The 25,034-nt window shown below is 69.0% G+C and carries 23 protein-coding genes; 14 read left to right on the top strand and 9 right to left on the bottom strand.

Annotation, left to right across the window (positions count from 1 at the left end; all coding sequences use genetic code 11):
• Window positions 1–107: 107 nt before the first annotated feature.
• The 6 genes from fusA to AB0D49_RS02460 all read right to left on the bottom strand — a co-directional run bounded on the left by fusA (window position 108) and on the right by AB0D49_RS02460 (window position 5,049).
• Window positions 108–2,234: an elongation factor G gene (gene fusA, locus AB0D49_RS02485; protein ID WP_362749465.1), complete on the bottom strand. Its 2,127-nt coding sequence runs from the start codon at window positions 2,232–2,234 to the stop codon at window positions 108–110.
• A gap of 39 nt (window positions 2,235–2,273) precedes the next feature.
• Window positions 2,274–2,744, bottom strand: coding sequence for a 30S ribosomal protein S7 (gene rpsG / locus AB0D49_RS02480; protein WP_362749462.1), 471 nt, complete (start codon window positions 2,742–2,744; stop codon window positions 2,274–2,276).
• A gap of 2 nt (window positions 2,745–2,746) precedes the next feature.
• Window positions 2,747–3,118 (bottom strand): 30S ribosomal protein S12, encoded by a 372-nt coding sequence (rpsL, locus tag AB0D49_RS02475; RefSeq protein WP_007823146.1) that lies wholly within the window; start codon window positions 3,116–3,118, stop codon window positions 2,747–2,749.
• 339 nt (window positions 3,119–3,457) lie between these two features.
• Window positions 3,458–3,955 carry a DUF1707 and DUF4190 domain-containing protein gene (locus AB0D49_RS02470; protein ID WP_362749458.1) on the bottom strand — a complete coding sequence of 166 codons (498 nt, stop codon included), beginning with the start codon at window positions 3,953–3,955 and terminating at the stop codon, window positions 3,458–3,460.
• 180 nt (window positions 3,956–4,135) lie between these two features.
• On the bottom strand, window positions 4,136–4,351 hold the full coding sequence (locus AB0D49_RS02465) for a hypothetical protein (protein WP_362750710.1): 216 nt from the start codon (window positions 4,349–4,351) through the stop codon (window positions 4,136–4,138).
• A gap of 59 nt (window positions 4,352–4,410) precedes the next feature.
• Complete coding sequence (locus tag AB0D49_RS02460) at window positions 4,411–5,049, bottom strand: hypothetical protein (RefSeq protein WP_362749455.1); 639 nt, start codon at window positions 5,047–5,049, stop codon at window positions 4,411–4,413.
• Between the two features lie 261 nt (window positions 5,050–5,310).
• Here AB0D49_RS02460 and AB0D49_RS02455 point away from each other — a divergent pair, with 261 nt between their 5' ends.
• The 7 genes from AB0D49_RS02455 to AB0D49_RS02425 all read left to right on the top strand — a co-directional run bounded on the left by AB0D49_RS02455 (window position 5,311) and on the right by AB0D49_RS02425 (window position 9,164).
• A complete protein-coding gene (locus AB0D49_RS02455; RefSeq protein ID WP_362749452.1) occupies window positions 5,311–5,757 on the top strand; it encodes a helix-turn-helix transcriptional regulator in 447 nt (148 codons plus the stop codon).
• 326 nt (window positions 5,758–6,083) lie between these two features.
• Complete coding sequence (locus AB0D49_RS02450; RefSeq protein WP_362749449.1) at window positions 6,084–6,491, top strand: hypothetical protein; 408 nt, start codon at window positions 6,084–6,086, stop codon at window positions 6,489–6,491.
• Between the two features lie 101 nt (window positions 6,492–6,592).
• A complete protein-coding gene (locus tag AB0D49_RS02445; RefSeq protein ID WP_362749446.1) occupies window positions 6,593–7,174 on the top strand; it encodes a phage tail protein in 582 nt (193 codons plus the stop codon).
• A 101-nt stretch (window positions 7,175–7,275) separates the two neighbouring features.
• On the top strand, window positions 7,276–7,566 hold the full coding sequence (locus tag AB0D49_RS02440; protein WP_362749443.1) for a hypothetical protein: 291 nt from the start codon (window positions 7,276–7,278) through the stop codon (window positions 7,564–7,566).
• 65 nt (window positions 7,567–7,631) lie between these two features.
• Window positions 7,632–7,985 (top strand): hypothetical protein, encoded by a 354-nt coding sequence (locus tag AB0D49_RS02435; RefSeq protein WP_362749440.1) that lies wholly within the window; start codon window positions 7,632–7,634, stop codon window positions 7,983–7,985.
• 79 nt (window positions 7,986–8,064) lie between these two features.
• Window positions 8,065–8,715 carry a hypothetical protein gene (locus tag AB0D49_RS02430; RefSeq protein WP_362749437.1) on the top strand — a complete coding sequence of 217 codons (651 nt, stop codon included), beginning with the start codon at window positions 8,065–8,067 and terminating at the stop codon, window positions 8,713–8,715.
• A 134-nt stretch (window positions 8,716–8,849) separates the two neighbouring features.
• Complete coding sequence (locus AB0D49_RS02425; RefSeq protein WP_362749434.1) at window positions 8,850–9,164, top strand: hypothetical protein; 315 nt, start codon at window positions 8,850–8,852, stop codon at window positions 9,162–9,164.
• Window positions 9,165–9,596: 432 nt separating this feature from the next.
• Here AB0D49_RS02425 and AB0D49_RS02420 read toward each other — a convergent pair whose 3' ends face one another.
• On the bottom strand, window positions 9,597–10,001 hold the full coding sequence (locus AB0D49_RS02420) for a DUF3592 domain-containing protein (protein ID WP_362749431.1): 405 nt from the start codon (window positions 9,999–10,001) through the stop codon (window positions 9,597–9,599).
• Between the two features lie 72 nt (window positions 10,002–10,073).
• Here AB0D49_RS02420 and AB0D49_RS02415 point away from each other — a divergent pair, with 72 nt between their 5' ends.
• From AB0D49_RS02415 to AB0D49_RS02385, 7 genes are all read left to right on the top strand, one after another.
• On the top strand, window positions 10,074–10,673 hold the full coding sequence (locus tag AB0D49_RS02415; protein ID WP_362749428.1) for a hypothetical protein: 600 nt from the start codon (window positions 10,074–10,076) through the stop codon (window positions 10,671–10,673).
• 43 nt (window positions 10,674–10,716) lie between these two features.
• Window positions 10,717–11,775 carry a hypothetical protein gene (locus AB0D49_RS02410; protein WP_362749425.1) on the top strand — a complete coding sequence of 353 codons (1,059 nt, stop codon included), beginning with the start codon at window positions 10,717–10,719 and terminating at the stop codon, window positions 11,773–11,775.
• A 171-nt stretch (window positions 11,776–11,946) separates the two neighbouring features.
• Window positions 11,947–12,783 carry a hypothetical protein gene (locus tag AB0D49_RS02405; protein WP_362749422.1) on the top strand — a complete coding sequence of 279 codons (837 nt, stop codon included), beginning with the start codon at window positions 11,947–11,949 and terminating at the stop codon, window positions 12,781–12,783.
• Window positions 12,784–12,821: 38 nt separating this feature from the next.
• Window positions 12,822–15,167: a hypothetical protein gene (locus AB0D49_RS02400; protein ID WP_362749419.1), complete on the top strand. Its 2,346-nt coding sequence runs from the start codon at window positions 12,822–12,824 to the stop codon at window positions 15,165–15,167.
• Window positions 15,160–15,516: a hypothetical protein gene (locus AB0D49_RS02395; RefSeq protein ID WP_362749416.1), complete on the top strand. Its 357-nt coding sequence runs from the start codon at window positions 15,160–15,162 to the stop codon at window positions 15,514–15,516. The genes AB0D49_RS02400 and AB0D49_RS02395 overlap by 8 nt, the downstream gene beginning before the upstream one ends.
• Window positions 15,517–15,628: 112 nt before the next feature.
• Window positions 15,629–16,510: a peptidoglycan-binding protein gene (locus AB0D49_RS02390; RefSeq protein ID WP_362749413.1), complete on the top strand. Its 882-nt coding sequence runs from the start codon at window positions 15,629–15,631 to the stop codon at window positions 16,508–16,510.
• A gap of 35 nt (window positions 16,511–16,545) precedes the next feature.
• Window positions 16,546–16,809 (top strand): hypothetical protein, encoded by a 264-nt coding sequence (locus AB0D49_RS02385; protein ID WP_362749410.1) that lies wholly within the window; start codon window positions 16,546–16,548, stop codon window positions 16,807–16,809.
• A gap of 163 nt (window positions 16,810–16,972) precedes the next feature.
• On the opposite strand, the gene AB0D49_RS02380 is transcribed toward AB0D49_RS02385, so the two are convergent.
• Both AB0D49_RS02380 and rpoB read right to left on the bottom strand, forming a co-directional pair.
• Window positions 16,973–20,872 (bottom strand): DNA-directed RNA polymerase subunit beta', encoded by a 3,900-nt coding sequence (locus AB0D49_RS02380; protein ID WP_362749407.1) that lies wholly within the window; start codon window positions 20,870–20,872, stop codon window positions 16,973–16,975.
• Between the two features lie 97 nt (window positions 20,873–20,969).
• Entirely contained in the window at window positions 20,970–24,455 is a 3,486-nt protein-coding gene (rpoB, locus tag AB0D49_RS02375; RefSeq protein WP_362749404.1) for a DNA-directed RNA polymerase subunit beta, read from the bottom strand.
• Window positions 24,456–25,034 lie beyond the last annotated feature (579 nt).

The raw sequence follows: 25,034 nt of genomic DNA, 5'->3' as shown, positions 1-25,034 counted from the left end.
GATCTTTGCTGTAAAGGCCCGGAGTCCCGGGGGCATTCCGTCCGTGATGATGGCGGAATGCCCCGTGAGGTTCCGGAGTCAAGCCTACGGCGTGCTAACGCGGTGCGTTACTCGCCCTTGGCCTTCGCGATGATCTCCTCGGCGACGTTCCGCGGAACCTCGGCGTAGGAGTCGAACTGCATCGAGTAGCTCGCGCGACCCGATGTCTTGCTGCGGAGGTCGCCGACGTAGCCGAACATCTCCGACAGGGGCACGAGGCCCTTGACGACGCGGGCACCGGCCCGCTCCTCCATGGCCTGGATCTGGCCACGGCGGGAGTTGATGTCACCGATGACATCGCCCATGTAGTCCTCGGGCGTGGTGACCTCGACGGCCATCATCGGCTCCAGGAGCACGGGGGACGCCTTACGCGCGGCCTCCTTGAAGGCCTGCGAACCGGCGATCTTGAAGGCCAGCTCGGAGGAGTCGACCTCGTGGTAGGCGCCGTCGAGCAGGGTGATCCGGACACCGGTCATCTCGTAACCGGCGAGGATGCCGAACTGCATGGCCTCCTGCGCACCGGCGTCGACCGAAGGGATGTACTCCTTCGGGATACGGCCACCGGTGACCTTGTTCACGAACTCGTACGACGTGTCGCCGCCCTCGATGGGCTCGATCGCGATGATCACGCGCGCGAACTGGCCGGTGCCACCCGTCTGCTTCTTGTGGGTGAACTCGACCTTCTCGACCGCCTTGCGGATGGTCTCGCGGTACGCGACCTGCGGCTTGCCGACGTTGGCCTCGACCTTGAACTCCCGGCGCATCCGGTCGACCAGCACCTCGAGGTGCAGCTCGCCCATACCGCCGATGATGGTCTGGCCGGTCTCCTCGTCGGAGTGCACCTGGAAGGAGGGGTCCTCCTCGGCCAGGCGCTGGATCGCGATGCCGAGCTTCTCCTGGTCGCCCTTCGACTTGGGCTCGATGGCGACCTGGATGACCGGCGCCGGGAAGTCCATGGACTCCAGGATGACCGGGTTCTTGTCGTCGGACAGCGTCTCACCGGTGGTGGTCTGCTTCAGGCCCATGACGGCGACGATGTCACCGGCGCCCACCGACTCGATCTCCTCACGCTTGTTGGCGTGCATACGGTAGATCTTGCCGATGCGCTCCTTGCGGCCCTTGACGGAGTTCAGCACGGCGGTGCCGGACTCCAGGCGGCCGGAGTACACCCGGACGAAGGTGAGCTTGCCGAGGTGCGGGTCGCTCATGATCTTGAACGCCAGCGCGGCCAGCGGCTCGTCGTCGGACGGCTTGCGCTTGATGACCTGCTCCGGGTCCTTCACGTCGTGGCCTTCGATGGCCTCGACGTCCAGGGGGGAGGGCAGGTAGCGCACGACCGCGTCGAGCAGCGGCTGGACACCCTTGTTCTTGAACGCGGTGCCGCAGAACACGGGGGTGACGGTGGTGCCGTCGCCCTTGCCGGAGGCGATGGTGATACGGCGGATCGCCGCGTACAGCTGCTCCACGGTGGGCTCCTGGCCCTCCAGGTACAGCTCCATCAGCTCTTCGTCGTTCTCGGCGACGGCTTCGAGCAGCTTGCCGCGCCACTCCTCGGCCGCCTCGGTGTGGGTGTCCGGGATGTCGACGATGTCGTACATCTCGCCCTTGGTCGCCTCGGCGGACCAGACGAACGCCTTCATCGTCACCAGGTCGACGACGCCCTTGAAGTCCGCCTCGGCGCCGATCGGCAGCTGCATGACCAGGGGCTGAGCACCCAGCCGGTCGCTGATCATGTCGACACAGCGGTGGAACTCGGCACCGGTGCGGTCGAGCTTGTTGACGAAGCAGATACGCGGAACGCCGTAGCGGTCCGCCTGACGCCACACCGTCTCGGACTGCGGCTCGACACCGGCGACGCCGTCGAACACCGTCACGGCACCGTCGAGCACCCGCAGGGAGCGCTCCACCTCTACGGTGAAGTCGACGTGCCCCGGGGTGTCGATGATGTTGATGGTGTGGTCGACGTCTTCCAGCGGCCAGTGACAGGTGGTGGCAGCAGAGGTGATCGTGATGCCACGCTCCTGCTCCTGCTCCATCCAGTCCATGGTGGCGGCGCCGTCGTGGACCTCACCGATCTTGTACGAGACGCCGGTGTAGAACAGGATCCGCTCGGTGGTGGTCGTCTTGCCCGCGTCGATGTGGGCCATGATGCCGATATTGCGCACCCTGGCCAGGTCAAGTGAAGTGGTAGCCATAGGGCTTCAGTCTTCTCTCGGTCTCGATGTGGACTGCGACTACCAGCGGTAGTGCGCGAAGGCCTTGTTGGACTCGGCCATCTTGTGCGTGTCCTCACGCTTCTTCACAGCGGCACCCAGGCCGTTGGACGCGTCGAGGAGTTCGTTGAGCAGACGCTCGGTCATGGTCTTCTCGCGACGGGCGCGGGAGTAACCGACCAGCCAGCGCAGCGCCAGGGTGCTGGCGCGGCCGGGCTTGACCTCGACCGGCACCTGGTAGGTGGCGCCACCGACACGGCGGGACTTGACCTCAAGGGTCGGCTTGATGTTTTCCAGAGCGCGCTTCAGCGTGATGACCGGGTCGTTGCCCGTCTTGTCACGCAGGCCCTCCATGGCGCCGTAGACGATGCGCTCGGCGGTGGAGCGCTTGCCGTTCAGCAGCACCTTGTTGATCAGGGAGGTCACCAGAGGGGAGCCGTAGACCGGGTCGATGATGACCGGACGCTTCGGGGCGGGGCCCTTACGAGGCATTCTTACTTCTCCTTCTTGGCGCCGTAGCGGCTGCGGGCCTGCTTGCGGTTCTTGACACCCTGAGTGTCGAGCGAGCCACGGATGATCTTGTAGCGAACACCCGGCAGGTCCTTCACACGGCCACCACGCACGAGCACGATGGAGTGCTCCTGCAGGTTGTGTCCCTCACCCGGAATGTAAGCGGTGACCTCGATCCCGCTGGTCAGACGCACACGCGCGACCTTACGCAGGGCCGAGTTCGGCTTCTTCGGGGTGGTCGTGAACACACGCGTGCAGACGCCCCGGCGCTGGGGGGAACCATCCAGTGCGGGCGTCTTGTTCTTCTCGACCTTGTCCTGCCGGCCCTTCCGGACCAGCTGCTGGATCGTAGGCACTACTTCTCCGGTTTCTGTGTGCCGATGGGTACAGCTAACCTGGAACGTCGCCGACCCACGCGGTCGGGTGTGTCGAATCCCGCAGACTCCCGCCGCAAGGCGAAAAGGGCGCAGATTACGGTGGCCGCTCACAGCTCGCTATGCGGTTTGAAGGCACGCACGAGAGCCAGGGCACACCCCAGGCACAAGGTCTGAGCGTACCTACCTCATTCGCTGCGGTCAAAACAACCGGGGCGCGCTTGCCTGGCCGTGCGGTGCATGTCAAGGCCATGCACCACGGGTGGCCTTCGAATCAACGCCCGGCGAACTCTTCCCGCGCCCCGGCAGCCCCGCTCGGTTTCAGGAGGCCGCCGCCGCGACCACGGCGAGCAGGAACACCGCCCACCCGGCCACCGACAGCCACCCCAGCACCAGGCCGGTGACCGCGAAGCCCTCCCCGCTCTCCCCGGTGCGGCGCATCTCGGACCGGGCCGCGTGGCCCAGCACCACCGCGGGCAGCCCCGTCACCCCGAAGGTCAGGGTGGTCAGCACCCCGAGCACCATCGACCCCACCGCCTTGCCGTTGGTGGGCGGCGCCGGCGCGGCCAGGAACGTACGCGGCACGTGCTGCATCATCGGGGGCGGCATGAGGTGCATCGGCTGCATGGGGGGCGCGGGCTGCATCGGGACGGGCCCCTGGGGGAGGTCGGCGACCAGCAGCGCCAGCTCCCCCACCGTGCGCGCCGCGTACGCCCGCTCGATCCGCTTCTCCAGCTCGTCCTGCTGGAGGCGCCCCTCGCCGAAGCCGGCTCTGAGCACATCGACCGCCCGCTCCCGGTCGGCGTGGGAGGCCAGCATCGAGATTCCTGTCTGGGCCTGCCACGGCTGCGGCTGCCCATACCACTGCGGCTGCCTCTGCCACGGTGTCGGATCGGACACAGCACACCTCCCCCAGCCGGAGAACGTCTTCATCATCCTCCAACGCGCGCGGATCGGCAGCGGTTCCCCCATCGGGACATCAATGACAAACCGGCGGCGTCACGTTCCGGTTCGCGTCCCCGTCCTCCGGCGGGCCGCGCGTTCGGCGGCGAAGACGTCCTCCAGACGGTAGAGATGGGCGCGTCCGGCCCGGCCCACGGCGGTGAGCCGCCCGAGCTGGACCCACTTGCGCAGGGTGGCGGGCGCGACTCCGGCCTCACGGGCGGCGAGGGGGGCGGGGAGGAGGGTGGGGAGGGGGGCGGGGGGCGCGGACAGGGTGGGTGGGGCGGGGCGTGCGGGTAAGGGGTGCGCTGCGGGTGGTGTCTGACGGCTGGTCATCGGCGCGCCTCCCGCTCCTCGTCGGTCTCCGGTAGCGGCTTCTGGTCCGTCTCCTCCCAGGTGTGCCGGTGCGCCGGATCGTCGTGGCAGCCGCACCCCGGGTCCGTGCAGCGGCAGCCGGGATTGACGCAGAGCACGGCGCCGCGCTCGGGAAAGGCGCGCAGCGAGACGGAGGCACACCAGGGGCAGCGCCCGGAGACCCGTACGACGGTCTCGGTGTCCCCCAGTACGCGGGCGCACCGGTGGGCCATCCGACGGCTCTCGTCGCGGACATGGGCGGCGAGCAGGGCGTCCCGTCCGATGTCGGTGAGGAGCGCGGCGATCCGGCCGAGCCGCTCCGGGACGGGGGCGCGGCGCGGACGGGGCAGGCCGAGCCGGTCACGGACGGCCTCCTCCAGCTCGATCACGCCGTCGGTGATGTCCCGCAGGGCGTCGGAGACATGCAGCCGGACGGGGGCCGCGCCGGGGCCGTGGCCCGGGGTGGAGGCGCATGCGCGGTGGCGTGCGGCACCGGCGCTGGGGGCCAACTCCTGGGTGAGTTCGGGGAACTGGCGGGCGAGGGTGTGGAGCCAGAGGGCGGCTTGGGTGACAGGGGTTGTGGGGTGGGTGGGGTGGGTGGGGTGCTTGGGGCGCATGGGTCTCCCTGCGGGGTGCGAGCGGGGCGGTGGGGAGCGGGGCCTCACCTTGGCAGATTGCGTGCGCGCCCGCAACAGAATCCCCTCACTCTCCGCCGCGATTCCCTTACGGAGCGCCCAACTAGGTCCGGAACAGGCCCCGGACCTCACGCTTTCCGCCCATCCTCTTGCGCGGGCGAACTTAATTCCGTGCGCGCAAGCAAGCTAAGGTGGACGTCTCCGAGGGACCTGGACCCTCCCCATACGGAAGCGAGCAGCGAGATGACCAGTCAGGACCTGGAGGCGTTCGCCGGGTGGGTCGAGGACCTGATGCGCCACCGCGGCTACGACATCGACAGCCCGCGCGGCGGCGGCCGGTCGCGGATCGCGGACGAGGCGGGCGTCCACCGCGCCGCCGTCACGCGGCTGTTGCAGCGCCAGAGCATGCCGGACCTGGAGACCACCCGGCGACTGGCCCGCGCGCTGGGCGTGCCGGTCCGGGACATGCTGATCCGTTCGGGCCGGCTGACGGCGGAGGAACTCGCCGACCCGGGCACGCGCCCCGCCGGGCTCGGGACGGTCACGGAGACCGGACGGCGGCCGACCCTGGAGGAGGTCGCCGACCTGCTGGGCGTTCCGGCGGACCGGCGGGACATGTTCGTACGGGTGGTGGGGCAGTTCCTGCCGGATGAGGGGCGGGCGGGGATGGGGGGGCGGTTGCCCGACTGAACGCCGGGGACTGTCCGGCGCCGTTCCCCTCCGCCTTCTCCGCCTTCTCCGCCTTCTCCGCCCTCTCCCCCTCCTTGTTGCCCCTTGTTGCCCTGCCGCGGTTTGTTGCGGTGGGGCAATTCGTGTTCATGGGGGCTGACGTCGACGTATGTGCCGGTGGAGCACATCCGCTGGGCATATTTGTTGCGCTCGCGCTCGCAACATGTCACAGTTGGTGCAGCGGCGGAGCTGTGCCCGGACGACGGGTCGTGGCCCGCCGTCACGCATGTCCTGTCCGAGGGCCCGGCCCTCCGAGCCCCCCGTCCGATCAGAAGGGAGGCCATCCCGTGGCCGAACCGACGGTCACCTTCCCCGACGTCGAGCGACTCGTCGTCGACTTCCTGACCGACCGCACCGAACTCGCCGCCGCCACCGTGGACAACGTTCCGCCCGCCGGTTTCGACGGCACCCAGCCGGTCGTCCTGGTCTCCCGCGCGGGCGGGGCCTGGATCGACGACCAGCACCTGGACCAGCCGCTGGTGGACTTCGAGGTCTACGGCCCCGACAAGACCGCCGCGCACACCCTGGCCCTGACGGTCCGTTCCGCACTGCTCGGGCTGCGCGGGACGGCGTACGGCACGGCGATCGTCACCGAGGTCGTCGAGGCCGACGGGCCGCGCTGGCTGCCGGACTGGAACCGGGCGGCGGCCAGCCGCTACTGGGCGACGGTACGGCTGCACATCCGGCCGGCGTGACCCCGCGTACCGGAGAACGCGTTCGTCGCCGAGAACCCCCTCGTCACGACGACCCCCTTCGTCACACCCCCTTCGTCACACCCCTAGGAAAGGAATTCCGCATGGCTGGCAGCAACGCCAATGAGATCCGTGTGGCCGGTACCGGGCGCATCCTGGTCGCCCCGCTCGGGGCCACCGCGCCGAGCGATGTCACCGCGGCCTGGTCGACCGAGTGGAAGGACCTCGGCTACACCTCGCAGGACGGCATCAAGCTGGCGAAGAAGGACAAGCTCGACCCGGTCGAGACCTGGCAGTCGGTCTCCCCGGCCCGCTTCATCTACTCGGACCGGGACCTGACCGTGAAGTTCCAGCTGCTCCAGCTGAACGAGGACACGCTGCCGTTCTTCATGGGCGGTGACGCGGTGACCGAGACGGCCACCGGGTCCGGGCTCTACAAGTACGAGCTGGCCGCCGACCCGAAGTTCAACGAGAAGGCGCTCGGCATCGAGTTCAGCGACGGCGGCACCATCACGTACCGCTTCGTCGTGCCGCGCGGGCAGGTCACCGAGACCGAGGAGCTGTCGCTGACCCGGACCGCCTCCATCAAGCTCGGCGTCACCTTCACCGCGCTGGCCGTGGACAACACCAAGCCGCTGGCGACCTTCCTGATGAAGGACCCGGCGTACGCGGGCACGGCCGCCTGATCCATCCCCTCCCCCGGCGGACGGGGCGGACCGGCGACACCTCCCTCGCCGGTCCGCCCCGTCCGCGCCCTCTTTCCTTCTTCACTTCCAGGAGTTGAGACATGGCGACATTCGATGTCGGTGCGGCCCGTGCCCAGCGTCAGGAGGCGCTCGGCCGGAACTGGTCGTTCGCGATCGACGGCGACACCTTCACCCTCCCGAACGAACTGACCCGCAGGACGGCCCGCGCGCTGCGCGAGCTGGACGACAACGACGTGGACGGGCTGCTGCGGGTGCTGCTGGGCGAGGCGCAGTTCGAGCGCTTCGACCGGCACGAGGTCACCATGCAGGACATCGCCGCGATCCTGGAGGCGTACGGCAAGGAGTCCGGGCTCGGCCTGGGGGAAGGCTGAGCCTCGGCGAGTTCGTCGACGAGCACGCCGAGGCGCTGGAGGCGGATCTGCTCCGCCACTACGGCGTGGACCTGCTCGACTGGCACCGCGGCCGGCTGTCGTCCCGGCGGCTTGCGGTGCTGGTCCGGCATCTGCCCCGGGACAGCGCGACGCTGCGCAAGCTGCACGGCGAGGTCATGGACTGGTCGGTCACCGACCATCTGCTGGCCTCGGCGGTCGACCAACTCGCCGAGGCCAACTGGATGTTCGCGACGGTCAACCGGGACGAGGACGCGGAGCCGCTGGAGTACCCGAGGCCGGTACCGCGACCGGGCGTGGACACGGGCGCGGGCGTGCACCCGGACGCGGTCGAGGCGTCCCCCGCGACTCCTCCCGCGCTCCCCTCCCCCGCCGAACTGGCCCAGTTCTTCACGGCATGACACCACGGCATGACACCAGGGCCGGAGACAGCCAGACGACCACTGGACCACTGGACCACTGACACAGGAGTGAACCCGGATGACGCTCTACACCCCGCTCGGCGGGCTCCCGTACCCGCAGCCCACCGACACCGCCAATCTCCCGCTCCACCTCCAGTCCCTCGCGACCGCCGTCGACGGCCGGACGGTCCTGCGCTACCCGGACGCGGACGACCGTGACGCGGATGTCACCACGCCGGTCGCCGGGATGGTGGCGTGGCTGACGACGCCCGGGACCCTCAGCTACTACACGGGTACGCAGTGGATCGCGCTCGGCGCCTGGCACACGTACACACCGACCTGGACCGCGGCGACGACGAACCCGTCGATCGGCGATGGAACGCTGACCGGGAAGTACGCGGTGGTGGGGAAGGTGTGCCACTTCACGACGCTGGTGACCTTCAGTACGACGACGACCTACGGAAGCGGCGGCTACACGCTCGGGCTGCCGATGGCCGCGGGGGCGCTGGGCGGGCTGCCGCAGTTCCACGGCGTGGCGACGGTGACCGGTGGGCGGGCGCTGCTGTCCTGCCAGCCGGCGGCGTCGACCGGGGCGACGGGGTACACGGTGTGGGGTTCCACGTCCACGTCCTCGCCGAGTCTCTCGCAGATCGGCAGTGGTGGGGTGCTCGGTCTGGGGTGGTCGGGCACCAGCGCGATCCGGATCAGCGGGACGTACGAGGTCGCCTGACGCGCCTCGGCCGATAACCGACGGAGGGCGCCGTTTTCCCCTGGGCGACACAGGTCCGTCCGGTATCCTGAGGATGTTAATCGCTCAAACGTTCGAACAGGTGGGCTCGGATGTTACCGAGGGATGGGGGCCGGGTGACCGACGACAACGGTGGGGTCTGGGGCGGCACGGAGTACGTGGAGGCCGCGGCCGAGGTACGCGCACAGCTCGCCGCCCGCTTCAAGGGCCGCCCCCTGCCGCCCGACCTGGTGATCACGACCCGCGCGGAGATCGAGAAGCGGGAGTTCACGGCGTACGGGAAGGGGTGGCGGGACCGGGGTGAGCATGACGAGCGGCGCCGGACGGAGGGGGCTTCGCCACCGCGCGACGGGGAGGCGAAGGTGCTGCCGTTCCCTCACGCGTCAGCCCCGTCGACGGCCCGACCGCATCCGGACGACGACCGGACCTGACCTCGGCCGATCAGGCGGCCTCGCCCGCCGCCTACTTCTTCCGCCGGAGCACCCGCCCGATGGCGCTCCCGGTCTCCCTGGGTGCGGGGTCCTCCGGCGGAGCGCCTTCCTGCACACACACCAACTCCCCCACAGACACCCGGAAACTGTCGTTCCCTTTGAAGTGCACCAGAAATTCACCGCCGGGCAGCCGGATCACCTTCCTGGCAACCTGTTCCCGGTGACTCGCCAAATGTGTCTTCGCCTCCTCGAGTGCTATCTCCACGGCCCGCTCATACCCGCCATCCACATGCCTGACATATGTACCCGTAACACTCCCATCGAGACCTGACTGATCAATTACTACACACCAGGTCTTACCGTCGGGCAGCAAAGCGACCCTTCCTGCTTGGTAGGGAGTAGTCCAGTGAGCTCCGCGGCCAGATACGGCGCTCAGATCCAGCCCACGGTAGCCAGCAGGACGACCTCGATCACCAGAAGCAGCGCCCCCCACACCATGAAGCCGTTGACAGGCCGCCGCTTCCTCAGGTCGACGCTTTCGGCGTTCCACACATCCGCCAGATTGGTCGAGTTGTAGATGATCTTCAGCGTGTCCCCGACCTGAATACCGTCACGCCCGGAGGGAACACCGACCGACGCTTCCCGAGTCCTGCCGTCCCGCGCATCGAATTTCACGATGACGCCGACCGGTCGCGCGCCCGCCTCCAGCTTGAAAATTCTTTCCGTAACCGTGGCCGTGGATTCGACCGCATTTTTCCGCAATTCCACGGCATTGCGGAAAATCACCACGCCTATCGCCGAGAAAAGGAGCCCAAAGACACCAATTGCGATGACCATCCCGACCCCCTCCATCACGTACACCGTGCGACACTCGGCCACCATAGCAGGTACTTCGACAAGAGGTAAGTCATGTCGGGAAAGAATCAGGAGATCGAGCGAATAGATGGCGAAATAAAGGCCATCAAAAACATCCTGAACGGCAACACGAACGCGAAGTCCGTAGAGAACCGGCTCGGCGCCCTTGAGCGGAAGAAATACGTCCTCGGACCCGACCTCATCGCGTTCAAGAGCGAAATCAGCAGCCTAGTCCTCGACGTCAAGGCGATGGCGGTCGAGCTGCTCCTCCTTAAATTCGCCTGGGACGTCGTAAGGATCGAAATCCCTTCCCTCGTAAAACTCAATGACGAAAAGCTCCTCAAAACACTGAGTCTGGCGTACAACAACCAAGGGCCGGACGGCGGTTGGTTGCAACGCCTAGTCCGGGTCCCGAGAGACGACCCGCCGCCCGCCACGGACCCCACACCCAGCCCCCGCCCGACAGCAACGACGACACCACCAGTCGGCAGCCCCCGCCCCACCGCTCCCCCACCGCCACGACCACCCGCCACAGGCACCACCCCCACCCCCGGTGACGTCCGCAGCGCCGTGGCAGGAGCAGGGCAGGTCACCAACGCGACGAACACGCTGAACGGGGCCACCAATCGTCTGCGGGGGTCGATGGACGGCTGACCAACCGCCCCGGTACCGGCGCCCATCACGGATAGGAAACTCCATGAGCCTCAAACGAGCCATACTCAACGTCTCCGGCGGCCTGACCGGCCTTCAGGGAAAGCTCGACCCCACGGCCCGCGGCATGAACGCGCTGCAGAAGGCAGCTTCAGGAGCAGGCGGCCCACTGTCCCAGCTGAGAAACACGACCACACAGACCGGCACCGCCTTCGGAAAGTTCCGCACCAGCACGAACTCCGGGGACACCGCAGTGCGGCAGTTCAATTCCGGGGTACGCACCCTGGACAGCTCCCTCGGCAAATCCAAAGGCGGCGTCGACCGGCTCAAGTCCGCCTTCGATAAACTCAGAGGCACAGCCAAAGCGCTCGGCAGCGAATTGCGCGGCATCAAGAAGGGGGCCGACGGTGTCCAGACCTCCGTGGGCCAGGCTGCCAAGAACGCCGACAAGGGCGAGAAGTCCATGGGCAATCTCGGCAAGGGCCTCAAGGGAGCCTCGCTCGCGCAGAAGGGGCTCAACCTCGCCATGGCCGCCAGCCCCTTCGGGCTGGTCATGACGCTGCTCGCCCCGCTCATCAGCCAGTTCGTCAACATGGACAAGGTCACCGCCGTACTGCGCAAGGGCGTTCAGCTGGCCATGAAGCACATCGGCACCGCCGTGGGCGCCATGTCGAAGAACGCCGTGCCGATACTCAAGGGCCTCGGCAACGTCATACTCAGCCCCTTCACCGGCCTCGCCGTCGCCCTGAACGCCCTGTTCGGCATCCTGGCCGGCATCCGCATCAGCGTCCCCGACTGGGTGCCCAAGTACGGCGGACGCGGCTTCTCCTTCCCCCGCCTCAGCGTCCCCGTCCCCCGCCTCGCCACCGGCGGTGTCGTCCAGGCCCGCTCCGGCGGCACCCTCGCCCTGCTCGGCGAGGCGGGCGAGCACGAGGCCGTCGTCCCGCTGTCCAAGCTGGACCGGATGCTCGGGCAGGGCGGTGGACTCCGTACCCTCACCGCCGCCGTGGAGCGGCTCGCCGACCGCCCGGTCGTCGTCCAGGTCGACTCGCAGGAGATCGCCCGCGCCGTGTTCCTGGGACAGCGACAGCTCGCCCGGCGGTAGCCGGGAGCCGGGAGCCCGGCGCAGCCGCCACGCCCACGCTCACATCCACATCCACATCCACATCCGAACGCCCACCGCACCCGCACCCGCACCCGCACCCGCACGCCGACGGACCCCCGTCGGCTTTTTTCATGCCCCCCCGCACGACCCCGCCCCACCCCAGGAGCCCCCATGCCCAACCTCTGGATCGGCCGCCCCGGCTCCCTCGTCGAGATCGATCAGGCCGCCAAGTCCTTCGACCGCACCGCGGACCTCGGCGTCAGCGAGTTCAAGTCGCTCGGCGGCCGGGTCACCGTCACCCGCAACCAAGCGCCCGTACGCCGCCTCAAGCTGGCCTGGGACCTGCTCCCGCCCGGCGCCGCCCGCGCCCTCGACCGCGTCGCCCGCCGCATCGACGGGCCGGGGCCGGTCTACGTCATCGACCCCACCGCCGGAAACGTCCTCGCCCCCGCCCAGGCCGCCGGTCTCGGCGTCCCCGGCGCCACCTCCATCACCGGGCTCGCCCAGTGGTTCCTGGCGTCGGGCACCGGAACCGTCACCGAGAGCACCACGGCCCCCGGCACCTTCTCCCTCACCACCACCGACACCACCGCCGCTCTCGCCTGGCGCTGCACCGGGACCTCCGGCAACTTCCCCGTCGTCCCCGGTCTCCCGATCTCCTTCCGCGCCCCCACCGCCATCGCCGCCCGCGCCACGGTGAGCGTCGGCCTCGACTTCAAGCGCGTCGACGGCACCTACCTCAGCTCCACCTCCGCCACCGGCCCCGTCGTCACCGGCACCGTCCCGTCCGGCGCCGCCTACGCCACCCCCACCGCCAAGCCCGGCACCCCCGGCACCTACGCCCTCGCCGGTGCCTGTCTCACCTACGGCGGCACCGCCACCGACGGCGTCCCCGGCGACGGGCTGCCGCCCATGGCGGTGACCGGGTACACCGACACCCCCGGCCGCCCGCTCCCCTACCGCAGCATCAGCCTCGACCTGGTGGAGGTGTCCGGTGCGACCGGCTGACGCCCCCCACTCCTCCACCCGGCCCACCGGAGGTGCCCGTGCAGTCCGCTGACGAGCCCACCGCCACCGCCCTCGCCGCGGGCGAGCGGACCGTCACCCACACCACCCGCCTCGGCGGCCAGGACCGCTCCGCGCAGGTGCAGTCCTGGCAGCTGGAGCGGTCGTACGCCACCGATCTCCCCCCGGCCATGCGCGCGTTCTCCGGTTCCTCCGCCGCACAGCTCCAGCTCCAGATCTCCGGTACCGGCGGCACCACCGCACCCGAGCTGTACGCCCCCTGGGCGGCCCGCACCAGCGGCGACGCCGCCCGCCCCGGCCAGTCCGTCGTGCACCGCGGCGGCGTCGGCACGACCACCCTGCCCGCCTTCCGCGGCACCGTCCGCTCCCGCTCCGCGCAGGCCGGCACCGACGCCGTACAGCTCACCGCGCTGGACGGGGCCGAGCGGCTGCGTGGCCCGGCCCAGCTGCCGAAGCCGTACGCCGGATTCCTGTGGGGGCGGCCGGTCGCCACCGCCACCTGGTGCGTGGACGAACTCCTGCGGCAGGCGGGCCTGCACTCCGCCCCGCCGCCGCGCTACCCGGAGTTCACCGCCGGACAGCCGCTCACCCTCGTCCACGCCTCCCTGCACGGCGGCTTCGCCAGCCCCTACGGCCAGCCGGAGACCCTGCCCCACCCCGCCGACTACACCTGGACCCGCGGCGCCGCCCCGCACGCGATGGCGCTGCTGCCCCGCGGCCCCGGCCTCACCGCGAGCTGGTTCCCGCGCTCCCGGGTCACCGTCCCCGGCAGCCGGCTGCTCATCGAGGCATGGGTGAACAGCGGCGCCGGAGCGGGCGACTTCTTCCAGATGGACCTGGTGCTCGACCGCACCGGCGGCGCCACCGGCCTGCTGCGCCTGGAGGTGAACTTCGCCACCGGCCGGGTCGCCCTGGTCTCCAGCGGCGGCGCGCTGGTCTGGGACAACTGGGGGAACCTGGGCACTCTCAAGGGGGTCTGGCACGTCGGGGCGTTCTTCGACCTGGCCGCCACCGGCACCAGTGTCCAGCCCACCGTGCAGCCCCGGCTGACCGGCCCGGACGGCACGGTACTGCTCGGCGCGGCGACCACGTTCACCGCTGCCGGCTCCCTGCAGACATCGGCCGAACTGCGCGAACTGAAACTCGTCACCGATCTCGCCGTCGAAGGCGTCCAGCTCACCAGCGGCCTGTCCGCGATGCCCTCGACGCCCGTCTTCGACCAGACCGGCACCTGGACCAAGGCCGTCGAACTGGACGACGCGATCCTGCCGCTGCACACCGTGCCCCGGATCTCCGGCTCGCAGTGGGAGGTGCTCGGGCAGATCGCCAAGGCCGCCATGTCGACCGCCGAATTCGACGAGCGGGGCGTCTTCCGCTGGCGCAACCACACCCGCTTCAGCGTCCCGCCGACCGCCCCCGACCTCACCCTCACCTCCCTGCGGGACATCGCCTCCCTCACCCTCACCGAGGAGATCGACGCCTGCCGCAACTACATCACCCAGCCCGCCCGGGTCTGGGAGCGCTACGGCGGCGAGAGCGGCGCCACCTACACCGACACCGTCGTCCGCACGGTCCCGGCGGGCGGCACCCTGACCGTCTCGTACGTGATGGCCGACGACGAGTTCGACATCGGTCCGCCGACCACCGACGACGACTCCGTGGTGACCGGCGGCTCCCAGGTCCGCTTCGCCACCAGCCGCGCCGGGACCACCGCCGTCAAGGGCGCGGTCGACGTCCTGACCCGCCGCGAGGACGGCTATCTGGTGATGCGGTTCAGCAACCGCACCGCCCAGACCCTCTACACCGCCAAGAAGGACGGCACCCCGTCCGTCTACCTCCAGAACCTCAAGCCGAAGGCCGACCCGGTCGAACGCTCCGCCACCGCCTACCAGCCCGGCACCGCCAGCGAACGCTTCTACGGCCGCCAGGAGCACACCGGCGAGAGCACCGACTGGATCCAGGACCTCCTCTCCGCCCAGGCCATCGCCAACGCCCTGTACGCGGCCGGTGTCCATCCGGTCCCGGTCATCGGGGACGTGGAGGTGCTCTACGACCCCCGGGTGCAGCTCGGCGATGTGATCCGGCTGATCGACACCACCGGCACCCGGCTCAACACCCTCGCCTGGGTGGTCGGCATCAGCACCTCCGCGGCGGCCGACGGCGGTGTACGCCAGACCCTCACCCTGCGCGGCACCCAGCCCAACGGCACCCCGGCGGACACCGGGCTCACCCCCGACCCCGCCGCCGATCCGGCCCCGGTCGTCCTCGCCACGTACGCCTCGGTGTCCGCCGCGTTCCCGACCCTGGCCGCCCTCACCGCCTCCGGTCTGACCTGGGGCGCGATCAAGGAGTCCGCGCATGTCTGAGCCCCCGGCCGAGCCGAGCCCGGTCATCTCGGCCACGCCAGCCGGGTCCGTCCCGGTCACGCCGGTCTCCCTGGCGGAGTCCGTCCCGGTCGCCCCGGCCGAGTCCCCGATCCCGGTCACCCTCGACGAGCAGCAGCTCGCCCAGCTCGCGGCGGCCGTCACCGCCGGGCTCGCCGAGTATCTGACGGCACCGCCGGTGCCGGTGACCCCGGCGGAGGTGAGCGTGGTCGTGCCCGACCCGGTCCCGGAACCGGAACCGGCGGACCCGCCGGAGGACGGCGACCCACCCGTCGAGGCCCCGATCCCCACCCCCACCCCCGAGCCCGAACCCCCGGCCGAGGAGATCTGACCCCCACGCCCCCGACGGCGGGCAGCCCGGTGAACGCCGGACTGCCCGCCGTCACCCCTTTCCGCCCGTCCCGCCCCCTCCCGCCCCCTCTTCGCGCTCCGAAAGGCATCCCATGCCCGCCCCCCTCACCCCCACCGCCCTGCTCACCGCCCTGCGCGCCGAAGGCGTCACCGTCGTCGAACACCCCGGCTGGCGCGCCAACAACCGCAACCACAAGGGCCGTTGGGGCCCGGTGCACGGCGTGATGATCCACCACACCGTCACCTCCGGCACCACCGGCAGCGTCTCCCTCTGCTTCAAGGGCCACTCCACGCTCCCCGGCCCCCTGTGCCACGGCGTCATCGCCAAGGACGGCACGGTCCACCTGGTCGGCAACGGCCGCGCCAACCACGCGGGCAGCGGCGACGGCGACGTACTGAGGGCGGTCGTCGCCCAGACCGCCGCCCCCGCGCCGGACGAGAACGACACCGACGGCAACACCCACTTCTACGGCTTCGAGTGCGTCAACCTCGGCGACGGCAAGGACCCCTGGACCGCAGCCCAGCTGGAGGCGATGGTCCGCGTCTCGGCGGCACTGTGCCGGGCGCACGGCTGGAGCGCCCGGTCGGTGATCGGCCACAAGGAGTGGACCCGCGCGAAGATCGACCCACGCGGCTTCACCATGTCCGCGTTCCGCACCCGCGTCACGGCCCGGCTGACGGGCAGGACACCCGAACCGACCCCGGCCAAGCCCGCCCTGCACCCCTTCCCCGGCACCGCCTGGTTCAGGAAGGCCCCCACCTCCCCCGTCGTCACCGCGATGGGCAGGCGCCTGGTCGCCGTCGGCTGCTCCGCCTACGCCCAGGGCCCCGGCCCCCGCTGGACCGACGCCGACCGCGCCTCCTACGCCCAGTGGCAGCGCAAGCTCGGCTACACCGGCGCCGACGCCGACGGCTGGCCCGGCCCCACCTCCTGGACGGCCCTGAAGGTCCCGTACACCCCGAGCACCCCGTAATACCCGTACAACCCGATCCCCCCCCCGAGGCGCCCATGACCGACCCCGATCCGAACGACCCCCTCACCATCGCCCTGGAACTGGAACGCCTGCGCGGCTCCCTGGAGGCCGGCTTCGCCCGTGCCGACGGCCAGCTCGCGCTGCTGGTCCAGCGCAGCGACCAGAGCGACAGACAGCTCGCCGACCATGAGCAGCGGCTGGACGCCCTGGAACGCGCCCGCTGGCCGCTGGCCAGCATCGCCGCGCTGACCGCGGTGGCCGCCGTCGTCCTCGGCGTCTGGGAGCTGAGCGCACGCTGACCACGGCCCGGACCAGCCCCGGACCGACCCCCGACAGGCCCCGGACACGCTCTGGACATGCCGAAGGGCGGCCACCCCGTACGCAACGGGGCGACCGCCCTTCACTCAGGCCAGTTGACGACTACCAATCGCCGACTACCAGTTGACGACTACTGGTTGACGACTACTGGTTGTAGGGCCCGTAGTCGTAGTCCTCCAGCGGCACGGCCTGACCGGAGCCCGTACCGAACGGCGAGTAGTCGATGTCGTCGTAGCCGACGGCCGAGTACATCGCGGCCTTGGCCTCCTCGGTCGGCTCGACCCGGATGTTGCGGTAGCGGGACAGACCCGTACCGGCCGGGATGAGCTTGCCGATGATGACGTTCTCCTTGAGGCCGATGAGCGAGTCGGACTTGGCGTTGATCGCCGCGTCGGTGAGGACTCGCGTCGTCTCCTGGAAGGACGCCGCCGACAGCCAGGACTCGGTCGCCAGCGAAGCCTTGGTGATACCCATCAGCTGCGGACGGCCGGAGGCGGGGTGACCGCCCTCCTGGACCACTCGGCGGTTCTCGGTCTCGAACTTGGAGCGCTCGACCAGCTCACCGGGCAGCAGCTCGGCGTCGCCGGACTCGATGATCGTGACCCGGCGGAGCATCTGCCGGATGATGATCTCGATGTGCTTGTCGTGGATCGACACACCCTGCGAGTTGTAGACCTTCTGCACCTCGCCGACCAGGTGGACCTGCACGGCCCGCTGGCCGAGGATGCGCAGCACGTCGTGCGGGTTGGTGGCACCCGCGGTGAGCTTCTGGCCCACCTCGACATGGTCGCCCTCGCCGACCTCCAGGCGCGCGCGCTTGGAGATCGGGAACGCCGTCTCGTCCGAGCCGTCGTCCGGGGTGATGACGATCTTCTTGGTCTTCTCGGTCTCCTCGATCCGCACGCGGCCGGCGGCCTCGGAGATCGGGGCGACACCCTTCGGGGTCCGCGCCTCGAACAGCTCGACGACACGCGGCAGACCCTGGGTGATGTCGTCACCGGCCACACCACCGGTGTGGAAGGTACGCATCGTCAGCTGGGTGCCGGGCTCACCGATGGACTGGGCGGCGATGATGCCGACCGCCTCACCGATGTCGACCAGCTTGCCGGTGGCCAGCGAGCGGCCGTAGCACATGGCACAGGTGCCGACGGCGGACTCGCAGGTCAGGATCGAGCGGGTCTTGACCTCACCGACGCCGTGCAGGATCAGCTCGTCGATCAGGACGTCACCGAGGTCGGTCCCGGCCGGGGCCAGCACCTTGCCGTCCACCACGATGTCCTCGGCGAGGCTGCGGGCGTAGACGGACGTCTCGACGTCCTCCGCCTTGAGCAGCGAGCCGTCGGACTGGCGCTCGGCGATCTCCAGACGCAGACCGCGTTCGGTGCCGCAGTCCTCCTCACGGATGATCACGTCCTGCGAGACATCCACCAGACGACGGGTCAGGTAACCCGAGTCGGCGGTACGCAGGGCGGTGTCGGCCAGACCCTTACGGGCACCGTGGGTGGAGATGAAGTACTCCAGCACGGACAGGCCCTCACGGAAGGACGCCTTGATCGGACGCGGGATCGTCTCGTTCTTGGCGTTCGACACCAGGCCACGCATACCCGCGATCTGACGCATCTGCATCATGTTTCCGCGCGCGCCCGAGTGGACCATCATGAAGATCGGGTTGGTCCTCGGGAAGTTGGCGTTCATCGCCTCGGCGACCTCGTTGGTCGCCTTGTTCCAGATGGTGATGAGCTCCTGAGTGCGCTCGTCCTTGGTGATCAGACCGCGCTCGTACTGCTTCTGGACCTTCTCGTCCTGGAGCTCGTACCCGGCGACGATGTCCTTCTTCGCCTCGGGGACGACGACGTCCGAGATGGCGACGGTGACACCGGAGCGGGTCGCCCAGAAGAAGCCGGCTGCCTTCAGGTTGTCGAGCGTCGCCGCCACGATGACCTTCGGGTAGCGCTCGGCCAGGTCGTTGACGATCTGGGAGAGCTGCTTCTTGCCGACCTCGTAGTCGACGAACGGGTAGTCCTCGGGCAGCAGCTCGTTGAAGAGCGCGCGGCCCAGCGTGGTCTTCAGGGTGAAGGTGTCACCCTGCTGCCACTCGGGCTCGCCCTCCTCGCGGACCGGCGGCTCCCAGCCCCGCGGCGGGATGGTGCCCACCGGGAAGCGGATGTCGACCGGCGCCTGGAGCGACAGTTCCCCGGCGTCGAAGGCCATGATCGCCTCGGCGCTGGAGGAGAACGGACGGTCGGTGCCCTTGACGTCCCGGCCCTCGCCGTCCGTGGTGAGGAAGTACAGACCGAGGACCATGTCCTGGGTCGGCATCGTCACCGGGCGGCCGTCGGCGGGCTTGAGGATGTTGTTCGAGGACAGCATCAGGATGCGGGCCTCGGCCTGCGCCTCCGCGGAGAGCGGCAGGTGGACGGCCATCTGGTCACCGTCGAAGTCCGCGTTGAACGCGGTGCAGACGAGCGGGTGGATCTGGATGGCCTTGCCCTCGACGAGCTGCGGCTCGAACGCCTGGATACCGAGGCGGTGCAGGGTGGGCGCACGGTTCAGCAGCACCGGGTGCTCGGCGATGACCTCTTCGAGGACGTCGTAGACCACGGTCCGGCCGCGCTCGACCATGCGCTTGGCGCTCTTGATGTTCTGCGCGTGGTTCAGGTCGACCAGGCGCTTCATCACGAACGGCTTGAACAGCTCCAGCGCCATCGCCTTCGGCAGACCGCACTGGTGCAGCTTGAGCTGCGGGCCGACGACGATCACGGAACGCGCGGAGTAGTCCACACGCTTGCCGAGCAGGTTCTGCCGGAAGCGGCCCTGCTTGCCCTTGAGCATGTCGGACAGCGACTTCAGCGGGCGGTTGCCCGGACCGGTGACCGGACGGCCGCGGCGGCCGTTGTCGAACAGCGCGTCGACGGCCTCCTGGAGCATCCGCTTCTCGTTGTTGACGATGATCTCGGGCGCGCCGAGGTCGAGAAGCCGCTTCAGGCGGTTGTTCCGGTTGATGACCCGGCGGTACAGGTCGTTGAGGTCGGAGGTCGCGAAGCGGCCACCGTCCAGCTGCACCATCGGACGCAGGTCCGGCGGGATGACCGGGACGCAGTCCAGGACCATGCCCTTGGGGCTGTTGCTGGTCTGGAGGAACGCGGAGACGACCTTCAGCCGCTTGAGGGCGCGGGTCTTCTTCTGGCCCTTGCCGGTGCGGATGATCTCGCGGAGGCGCTCGGCCTCCTCGTCGAGGTCGAAGGACTCCAGGCGCTTCTGGAGCGCGGCGGCGCCCATCGAGCCGTCGAAGTAGGTGCCGAAGCGGTCGCGCAGCTCGCGGTAGAGCAGCTCGTCGCCCTCCAGGTCCTGGACCTTGAGGTTCTTGAACCGCGACCAGACCTCGTCCAGACGGTCGATCTCGCGCTGCGCGCGGTCGCGCAGCTGCTTCATCTCGCGCTCGGCGCCCTCGCGCACCTTGCGGCGCACATCCGCCTTGGCGCCCTCGGCCTCCAGCTCGGCCAGGTCGGCCTCGAGCTTCTTGGCCCGGCCTTCCAGGTCGGCGTCGCGGCGCTGCTCGATCTGCTGGCGCTCGACGGAGACATGCGCCTCCAGCGAGGGCAGATCACGCGTACGGCGCTCGTCGTCGACGTACGTGATCATGTACGCCGCGAAGTAGATGACCTTCTCCAGGTCCTTCGGGGCGAGGTCGAGCAGGTAGCCGAGGCGCGACGGGACGCCCTTGAAGTACCAGATGTGGGTGACGGGGGCGGCCAGCTCGATGTGGCCCATCCGCTCACGGCGCACCTTGGCGCGGGTGACCTCGACACCGCAGCGCTCACAGATGATGCCCTTGAAGCGGACGCGCTTGTACTTGCCGCAGTAGCACTCCCAGTCCCGGGTGGGGCCGAAGATCTTCTCGCAGAAGAGGCCGTCCTTCTCGGGCTTGAGCGTGCGGTAGTTGATGGTCTCCGGCTTCTTGACCTCGCCGTGGCTCCACTGACGGATGTCGTCAGCGGTGGCCAGGCCGATCCGGAGTTCGTCGAAGAAGTTGACGTCGAGCACTATGCGTCAATCCCTCTCAGGGTTGTAAGTCTGTGGTCTGATTCGGGGGCCTGGGGGTCGGCGGGGGCCTCGGGTCGAGACTCCCGCCGGACTCCCGTCAGACCTCTTCGACGCTGCTCGGCTCGCGCCGGGACAGGTCGATGCCGAGCTCTTCCGCCGCGCGGAAGACGTCCTCGTCGGTGTCGCGCATCTCGATGGACATACCGTCCGAGGACAGCACCTCCACGTTGAGGCACAGGGACTGCATCTCCTTGATGAGCACCTTGAAGGACTCGGGGATGCCGGGCTCGGGGATGTTCTCGCCCTTGACGATGGCCTCGTAGACCTTCACGCGGCCGGTGACGTCGTCGGACTTGATGGTCAGCAGCTCCTGGAGGGCGTAAGCGGCGCCGTACGCCTCCAGCGCCCACACCTCCATCTCGCCGAACCGCTGGCCACCGAACTGGGCCTTACCACCCAGCGGCTGCTGGGTGATCATCGAGTACGGACCGGTCGACCGGGCGTGCAGCTTGTCGTCGACCAGGTGGTGGAGCTTGAGGATGTACATGTAGCCGACCGAGATCGGCTCCGGGAACGGCTCACCGCTGCGGCCGTCGAACAGCCGCGCCTTGCCGGACGGGAGGACCATGCGGTCGCCGTCGCGGTTCGGGATGGTGTGCTGGAGCAGACCCGCCAGCTCGTCCTCCCGGGCGCCGTCGAACACCGGGGTGGCGACGTTGGTGCCGGGGACGACCTGGTCGGCGCCGATGGTCTGGAGCCGCTGGGCCCACTCGTCGGCGAGTCCGGAGACGTCCCAGCCGCGGCTGGCGAGCCAGCCGAGGTGGATCTCCAGGACCTGGCCCGGGTTCATCCGGGACGGGACGCCGAGCGGGTTGAGGATGATGTCGACCGGGGTGCCGTCCTCCAGGAACGGCATGTCCTCGATCGGCAGGATCTTGGAGATGACGCCCTTGTTGCCGTGCCGGCCGGCCAGCTTGTCACCGTCGGTGATCTTCCGCTTCTGCGCCACGTACACACGCACCAGCTGGTTCACACCGGGGGGCAGCTCGTCGCCCTCCTCGCGGTCGAAGACCCGGACGCCGATGATCTTGCCGATCTCGCCGTGCGGGACCTTCAGCGAGGTGTCACGGACCTCACGGGCCTTCTCACCGAAGATCGCGCGCAGCAGGCGCTCCTCCGGCGTCAGCTCGGTCTCGCCCTTGGGCGTGACCTTGCCGACCAGGATGTCACCGGCGACGACCTCGGCGCCGATACGGATGATGCCGCGCTCGTCGAGGTCGGCGAGGACCTCCTCGGAGACGTTCGGGATGTCCCGGGTGATCTCCTCGGGGCCGAGCTTGGTGTCCCGGGCGTCGACCTCGTGCTCCTCGATGTGGATCGAGGAGAGGACGTCGTCCTGGACGAGGCGCTGCGACAGGATGATCGCGTCCTCGTAGTTGTGGCCCTCCCACGGCATGAACGCGACCAGCAGGTTCTTGCCGAGCGCCATCTCGCCGTTCTGGGTGGCCGGACCGTCGGCCAGGACCTGGCCCTCGATGATCCGGTCGCCCTCGTTGACGATGACCTTCTGGTTGACCGAGGTGCCCTGGTTGGAGCGGGCGAACTTGGCCAGCCGGTAGGTGATGTAGGTGCCGTCGTCGTTGGCGGTGGTGATGTAGTCGGCGGAGACCTCCTGGACCACACCGGCCTTCTCCGCCTTGACCACGTCACCGGCGTCGACGGCGGAGCGGTACTCCATGCCGGTGCCGACGAGCGGGGACTCGGAGCGGATCAGGGGCACGGCCTGACGCATCATGTTCGCGCCCATGAGGGCACGGTTGGCGTCGTCGTGCTCCAGGAAGGGGATCATGGCGGTCGCGACCGACACCATCTGGCGCGGCGAGACGTCCATGTAGTCGACCTCGCCGCCGGCGACGTAGTCGACCTCGCCGCCGCGGCGGCGGACCAGCACGCGGTTCTCGGCGAACTCGGAGTCGTCGGTGAGCGGCGCGTTGGCCTGGGCGATGACGAAGCGGTCCTCTTCGTCGGCGGTCAGGTAGTCGACCTCGTCGCTGACCCGGCCCTCGACGACCTTGCGGTACGGCGTCTCGATGAAGCCGAACGGGTTGATCCGGCCGTACGAGGCGAGCGAACCGATCAGACCGATGTTCGGGCCTTCGGGCGTCTCGATCGGACACATCCGGCCGTAGTGCGAGGGGTGCACGTCACGGACCTCGAAGCCGGCCCGCTCACGGGAGAGACCACCCGGGCCGAGGGCGTTCAGACGACGCTTGTGCGTCAGCCCCGACAGCGGGTTGTTCTGGTCCATGAACTGGGACAGCTGGCTGGTGCCGAAGAACTCCTTGATGGAGGCGACGACCGGCCGGATGTTGATCAGCGTCTGCGGGGTGATCGCCTCGACGTCCTGGGTGGTCATGCGCTCACGCACGACCCGCTCCATACGCGCCAGACCCGTACGGACCTGGTTCTGGATCAGCTCGCCGACGTTACGGATACGGCGGTTGCCGAAGTGGTCGATGTCGTCGGTCTCGACGATGATCGAGCGGCCGGAGTCGCCGACCGTCTCGGTCTCACCGGCGTGCAGGCGCACCAGGTACTTGATCGTGGCGAGGATGTCGTCGACGGTCAGCACACCGGCGTCGAGGCCGGTGTCGGTGCCCAGCTTCTTGTTGACCTTGTAGCGGCCGACCTTGGCGAGGTCGTAGCGCTTGGGGTTGAAGTACAGGTTCTCCAGCAGCGTCTGCGCGGCCTCACGCGTGGGGGGCTCGCCCGGACGGAGCTTGCGGTAGATGTCGAGCAGCGCGTCGTCCTGGCCCTGGGTGTGGTCCTTCTCCAGGGTGGCGCGCATCGACTCGTACTCGCCGAACTCCTCGAGGATCTGCTCGGTGGTCCAGCCGAGCGCCTTGAGCAGGACGGTGACGGACTGCTTGCGCTTGCGGTCGATGCGCACACCGACCATGTCGCGCTTGTCGATCTCCATCTCCAGCCAGGCACCCCGGGACGGGATGATCTTGGAGGAGAAGATGTCCTTGTCGGAGGTCTTGTCGATGGAGGAGTCGAAGTAGACACCGGGCGAGCGGACCAGCTGCGAGACCACGACACGCTCGGTGCCGTTGATGACGAAGGTGCCCTTGTTCGTCATGAGCGGGAAGTCGCCCATGAAGACGGTCTGGGACTTGATCTCACCGGTCTCGTTGTTGGTGAACTCGGCGGTGACGAAGAGCGGAGCGGCGTAGGTGAAGTCACGCTCCTTGCACTCGTCGATGGAGTTCTTCGGCGGCTCGAAGCGGTGGTCCCGGAAGGTCAGGGACATCGACCCGGAGAAGTCCTCGATCGGGGAGATCTCCTCGAAGATCTCCTCCAGACCGGACTTGGTGGGGACGTCCCGACCGTTCTCCAGAGCCTCCTCGACCCGACTCTGCCAGGCGGTGTTGCCGAGCAGCCAGTCAAAGCTCTCGGTCTGGAGCGCAAGCAGGTTCGGAACCTCAAGAGGCTCCTTGATCTTTGCAAAGGAAATGCGCAGCGGGGCGGTGCTGGCGCCGTTGTTCGTATTCGCGGTCGAGGCGTTGCGCGAGGCGGCCAAGAGGGGGTCCTTCCGAGGGCTCGGACTCACTACGCGCGTACCGGCCCCTCACCGATACACAGCGACAGGTTCCCTGGATTCAGCCAAAAGGCCAGGTCAGGGACGGTCCGGTCGTCGGTGCTCCAGCGAGGGCATGCCCCTGGTGACGGGCAGGGGACAGCTAACAGGCAGCGCAAAGGGTCAGTGTAGCCACTTGGCACACTGATGTCCAGTCCGGGTTTCGCGGAACCCTCATTGCCCTCGTTGTACTCAACCCCTGCGACAAGGCGACACCCTCAACGCACGTTGATACTGCCCTCTTCGTCGCCGATCCATGCCTCGGATTTTCGGATGCTTGTGACGACGCGTCCTGAGAATTGCGCGCTGCGTGCGGTTCGTCAAGGCCCCCCGACCCGAACACGGGCCGTCACAGGACACGACGAAGATCACCATACCCCTCGTTCACCGGGGGGCAAGGCAGCCGTGGTCGGACCTCCGGGAAAGCCGAAGAGCGACCACCCGGATGGATGATCGCTCTCGGCGGCCCCCGCGTTACAGCCCTCTCGGGCCGCCCCGCACGGGCTCTGGGTCCTGCTGGGT

Origin of the sequence: Streptomyces sp. NPDC048290 (assembly GCF_040652095.1) — a bacterium.
Taxonomy (GTDB): domain Bacteria; phylum Actinomycetota; class Actinomycetes; order Streptomycetales; family Streptomycetaceae; genus Streptomyces.
This window is presented reverse-complemented; position numbering and strand designations above follow the sequence as displayed.

What these genes read in the sequence shown, in the direction of transcription:
- AB0D49_RS02395 (WP_362749416.1), top strand. Translation starts at nt 15,160, where the DNA reads ATGTCTGAGCCCCCGGCCGAGCCGAGCCCGGTCATCTCGGCCACGCCA.
- AB0D49_RS02445 (WP_362749446.1), top strand. Translation starts at nt 6,593, where the DNA reads ATGGCTGGCAGCAACGCCAATGAGATCCGTGTGGCCGGTACCGGGCGC.
- AB0D49_RS02390 (WP_362749413.1), top strand. Translation starts at nt 15,629, where the DNA reads ATGCCCGCCCCCCTCACCCCCACCGCCCTGCTCACCGCCCTGCGCGCC.
- rpsG (WP_362749462.1), bottom strand. Translation starts at nt 2,744, where the DNA reads ATGCCTCGTAAGGGCCCCGCCCCGAAGCGTCCGGTCATCATCGACCCG.
- AB0D49_RS02385 (WP_362749410.1), top strand. Translation starts at nt 16,546, where the DNA reads ATGACCGACCCCGATCCGAACGACCCCCTCACCATCGCCCTGGAACTG.
- AB0D49_RS02420 (WP_362749431.1), bottom strand. Translation starts at nt 10,001, where the DNA reads ATGGTCATCGCAATTGGTGTCTTTGGGCTCCTTTTCTCGGCGATAGGC.
- AB0D49_RS02415 (WP_362749428.1), top strand. Translation starts at nt 10,074, where the DNA reads ATGTCGGGAAAGAATCAGGAGATCGAGCGAATAGATGGCGAAATAAAG.
- fusA (WP_362749465.1), bottom strand. Translation starts at nt 2,234, where the DNA reads ATGGCTACCACTTCACTTGACCTGGCCAGGGTGCGCAATATCGGCATC.
- AB0D49_RS02440 (WP_362749443.1), top strand. Translation starts at nt 7,276, where the DNA reads ATGGCGACATTCGATGTCGGTGCGGCCCGTGCCCAGCGTCAGGAGGCG.
- AB0D49_RS02410 (WP_362749425.1), top strand. Translation starts at nt 10,717, where the DNA reads ATGAGCCTCAAACGAGCCATACTCAACGTCTCCGGCGGCCTGACCGGC.
- AB0D49_RS02430 (WP_362749437.1), top strand. Translation starts at nt 8,065, where the DNA reads ATGACGCTCTACACCCCGCTCGGCGGGCTCCCGTACCCGCAGCCCACC.
- AB0D49_RS02460 (WP_362749455.1), bottom strand. Translation starts at nt 5,049, where the DNA reads ATGCGCCCCAAGCACCCCACCCACCCCACCCACCCCACAACCCCTGTC.
- AB0D49_RS02455 (WP_362749452.1), top strand. Translation starts at nt 5,311, where the DNA reads ATGACCAGTCAGGACCTGGAGGCGTTCGCCGGGTGGGTCGAGGACCTG.
- AB0D49_RS02470 (WP_362749458.1), bottom strand. Translation starts at nt 3,955, where the DNA reads ATGCTGGCCTCCCACGCCGACCGGGAGCGGGCGGTCGATGTGCTCAGA.
- AB0D49_RS02405 (WP_362749422.1), top strand. Translation starts at nt 11,947, where the DNA reads ATGCCCAACCTCTGGATCGGCCGCCCCGGCTCCCTCGTCGAGATCGAT.